Genomic DNA, 4,287 nt, shown 5'->3' with positions numbered 1-4,287 from the left:
AGACCTGCAGGTCGTCCCGAACAACGGGATGGGCCGCATCACGCGCGTCGAGGGCGATCCGCTCACGGTCAGCTACGAACTCTTCCCCGACCGCACCTGGTCGGACGGCACCGCGGTCAGCCTCGACGACCTTCTCTTCGGCTGGGCGGTCTCGTCGCACTTCTTCGACGACGCGACCTACGACGCTCAGGGGCAGGTGGTCTCGGGCACGCGTTACTTCCAGACCGCCACTGCTGCCGATCCGAATGCTCGGACCGAGCGGCCGACGCTCAACCGAGCGAAGGACACCCTGACGCTCGTCTACGACGAGCCCTTCGCCGACTGGAACCGTCAGTGGATGCTGGATCGCCCCGTCCACGTGATCGCCGAGAAGGCCGGGGTCACCGTCCAGCAGCTGATCACGGCCATCTTGACGACGCCCGAGGGCGACCCTTCCGCGCCCGTGGCGCCCAACCCCGTCCTCGCCGCCGCAGCCGCCGCCTGGAACACAGGCTTCGACGCGCCGGCCGGAGGGGTGCCCGACGCCGCCTCGGCGATCGCCGCGGGGCCGTGGAAGGTCTCCGGCGTGACGGCGGACGCCCTCACTCTGGAGCGACGCGACGACTACCAGGGCGCCCACTACCCGGGTCTGACCGGGCTCACCGTCCGGTTCTTCCCCGACCGCGCGACGCAGCTGGCGGCGATGACGGCGGGCGAGATCGACATCGCCAACGTCGGTGACCTCGACGCGGAGCAGCTGAAGGCCCTCACCGACGCGGAGGTGCAGGTCACCACCGGTCCCACCACGCAGACGCTTCAGCTGCGCTTCGCCGACGGCACGCCCGCGGATCTCCGCGAGGCGGTCTCCCTGTCGCTCGACCGCGACGCGCTCGTCAAAGAGCTGCTGCAGGAAGTCCGCCCCGAGGCCCGGCCCCTGCAGTCGTTCCTCTCTTCTCCGGCAACAGGGCAGCTGTACACCGACCTCACCTCGGGGAACAACGCTCCGGCAACATCGGCGGATCCGGATGCCGCGCGCTCCGCGCTCGAGGACCGTGCCGCCGTGCTGCGTGTCGCGTACGACAGCACCGACGATCTGTCGAGCGCGGTCTTCACGAAGCTGGTGACGATGGGCGCGAAGGCGGGGATCGCCGTCCGCGCGGCCACGGCCGAGGAAGAACCCGACGCCACGCTGTCGTGGGTGGGGGAGGACGAGAGCCTCTATCGCTCCGCGCGCGACCGTCTGGCCGAGGGCGTGGACGGTCCGGATGCCCAGCGCACCTTCCGCAAACTCACCACCGACACGGACCCCGTCGACGTGCTCGCCGGTGCGAAGGAGATCGATCGCGCCCTGTTCACGGCCTACGCAGGCGTCCCGCTCTTCGAGCGCACCGGCGCTGTCGCCGTGGGCAAGGGGGTACAGGGCGTCGCGTACACCTCGGAGCCCGAGGGTGTGCCCCCGTCCTTCTGGACGTGGTCCGTCACGACGCCCTGATCGATCCTTCGAGCGGGTCAGGGCGTTCCGCTGGGCGTCGGGGTGGGCGTCGGACCCGGCGTCGGGGTGAAGATCCCGGGCCACCAGGCGGCCGCCAGGGGATAGCCGACGAAGGCGACGATGTCGATGACCGTGTGGGCGATCACCAAGGGCATGACACGGCCCCAACGGCGGTAGCACCAGCCGAACACCAGGCCCATCACGACGTTTCCGAGCGCCGATGGCCATCCCTGATACAGGTGGTAGCTGCCGCGCAGGAGCGCGGTCGATACGATGACCCACGTCCACGACCACCCGAGTCGGCGGAGGCGATCGAACAGGTAGCCGAGGAAGATCACTTCCTCGGTCAACCCGGCTCGCAGCGCGGCGAGGATCAGCAGACCGATCACCCACCACGATGAATCGAGGGGCGCGGGAATGACGGCGATGCTCTGCCCGAGCGCCCGCCCCGCCGCGTAGACGCCGATGCCGGGTGCTCCGATGACCGCGACGAGAAGCAGTCCCCGGGCCGCGTCGCCGCCGAAGCGCCGGAAGTCGAGACCGATGCGGCGCAGCGCGCTCAGGCCCGGCTCCCAGAGGAGGTACACGACCAGCGCGACGAGACCGAGCGAGAAGAAGATGTCGAGGAACTGGTAGATCGCGTCCCACAGCGGCTCGGCGCTGCGGGAGGGGTTCAGCTGCGTCTGCTGCTGCGAGATCGGTGCGCGCGTCGCTGCTCGGATGAAGGACACGACGGAGTAGATCGCCGACTGTCCGACCGACACCAGGAGCACGAGCGCGATCTCCCACGGCAATCTTCGGCGGCGGAAAGTGTCTTGTTCGATCCCGGGTTCGTAAAAGGCCGAGGCGCGGATCATGTTGTCAGATTGCCACATTCAACCGCTTCCGAATTAAAGGTATGTAACGGTTTCCCCAGGAGTTTTGACCAACGCAGAGCGTTTACTTATCGTTTCCGTATCCACGGCTCCCCCTGCTGACGTCTGTTGCGCGGGGAATCGCCAACCTTGCACTGGAGGCAAAGTGTCTGAAAAGACTCGGCGCGCACGCGCCCTGACGGTGGGAGCTGGTGTCGCCGTTGCGGCGCTCGCCCTCGCCGGCTGCACCACGACGGCAGCACCCGAAGGCGGATCCTCCGCCTCCGGCGGCACCATCACGATCGCCACGACGAACGCGTTCACCTCGTTCAACGGCGACACCCCCGAGGCCAACCTCGACACCAACGGCATGGTGGGCTACCTCACCGGTGTCAGCGGCGGTCTGGGCCTCGGTGGCTTCCAGCGCCTCGACAAGGACTTCAGCGTCCTCGACAACACCGACTTCGGCACGTACGAGAAGGTGTCGGACGACCCGCTGACGGTGAAGTACACCATCAACGAGGGCCTGACCTGGTCGGACGGCCAGCCCATCAACGCCGATGACATGCTCGTCAACTGGGCCATCAACTCGGGCTACTACGACGACGCGAAGCTCGACGAGAGCGGCGCCGTCACCAACGGCGGCACGCAGTACTTCACCCTCGCCGGCAGCACCGCGGGCCTCGACACCACCGCGTTCCCCGAGATCAGCGACGACAACATGTCGATGACGCTGACCTACTCGGAGCCCTTCGTGGACTGGGAGCTCGTCAACCCCATCGGCAAGCCGGCCCACGTGCTCGCCGAGAAGGCCGGTGTCTCCGAGGAAGACTTCATCAAGCTCCTCAAGGACACCCCCAAGGGCAACCCGGACGCGCCCGTCGCCCCTAACGCGACGCTCAAGGCCGCGGCCGACTTCTGGAACACGGGATACGACGTCACGGCCATGCCGACCGACGCGAGCCTCCTGGTCGCGAGCGGTCCGTTCATCGTGACCGACTTCACCCCCGAGCAGAGCATCACGCTGGGCAAGAACCCCAACTACAAGGGCAAGATGTCGCCCTCGTACGACCAGCTGATCATCCGCTTCATCGGTGACGCCAACGCGCAGGTCACCGCCCTTCAGAACGGTGAGGTCCAGGCCATCCAGCCGCAGCCCTCCGCCGACACGCTCACCGCGCTCGAGAACGCCAACGCGAAGGTCCACGCCGGCAGCCAGCTGTCGTACGACCACGTCGACCTGAGCTTCGGCGGCGTGTTCGCCGACGCCAACGTCCGCGAGGCGTTCCTGAAGACCATCCCGCGTCAGCAGATCCTCGACTCGATCATCAAGCCGATCAACCCGGATGCCGAGGTCCTGAACTCGCAGATCTTCCTGCCCACGGACGGCGACAAGTACACCACCGCGGTCGCCGCGAGCGGGTACGACACCTTCACCGAGCCCGATATCGAGGGCGCCAAGGCGCTGCTGAACGGTGCGACCCCGACGGTCCGCATCCTCTACAACACCAACAACCCCAACCGTGTCGACAGCTTCCGCGCCATTCAGCAGTCGGCGCAGCAGGCGGGCTTCAACATCGTCGACGCCGGTTCGCCCGACTGGAGCAAGCTCCTCGGCAGCGGCAGCTACGACGTGTCGATCTTCGGCTGGATCTCGCCCGGTGCCGGTAACGCGGCTCTCCCGCAGATCTTCAAGACCGGCGGCGGCGGAAACTACAACAACTACAGCAACGCCACCGTCGACACCCTCGTCGACGAGAGCCAGGTGACCACCGACACCACCAAGCTCGACGACATCAAGGTGAAGATCGACGCCGAAACGGCCAAGGACTACTACGGTCTGCCGCTGTTCCAGCTCCCCGGTCTCTTCGCCGACAACGGTTCCATCCAGGGCGTCGACTACTTCGGCGGCCAGACGGGCATCGTGTGGAACGCGCAGGAGTGGACGCTGGCGGGTTGATA

General features: G+C 67.2%; 3 protein-coding genes. 2 read left to right on the top strand and 1 reads right to left on the bottom strand.

The genetic code is table 11. The annotated features are described in order from the left end of the window. Nucleotides 1–1,471 (top strand): ABC transporter substrate-binding protein (locus P2P98_RS16365; RefSeq protein WP_275801313.1); only part of this gene is annotated, 1,471 nt, incomplete at its 5' end. Between the two features lie 17 nt (nt 1,472–1,488). On the opposite strand, the gene P2P98_RS16360 is transcribed toward P2P98_RS16365, so the two are convergent. Beyond that, entirely contained in the window at nt 1,489–2,328 is an 840-nt protein-coding gene (locus tag P2P98_RS16360) for a CPBP family intramembrane glutamic endopeptidase (RefSeq protein WP_275801311.1), read from the bottom strand. Nucleotides 2,329–2,491: 163 nt separating this feature from the next. Here P2P98_RS16360 and P2P98_RS16355 point away from each other — a divergent pair, with 163 nt between their 5' ends. Next, complete coding sequence (locus P2P98_RS16355) at nt 2,492–4,285, top strand: ABC transporter family substrate-binding protein (protein ID WP_275801309.1); 1,794 nt, start codon at nt 2,492–2,494, stop codon at nt 4,283–4,285. Nucleotides 4,286–4,287: the final 2 nt, after the last annotated feature.

This window comes from Microbacterium sp. Kw_RZR3 (genome assembly GCF_029222405.1).
Lineage (GTDB): Bacteria > Actinomycetota > Actinomycetes > Actinomycetales > Microbacteriaceae > Microbacterium.
Note: the sequence above shows the minus strand (reverse complement) of the source record. Positions and strands in the feature narration are given on the sequence as shown.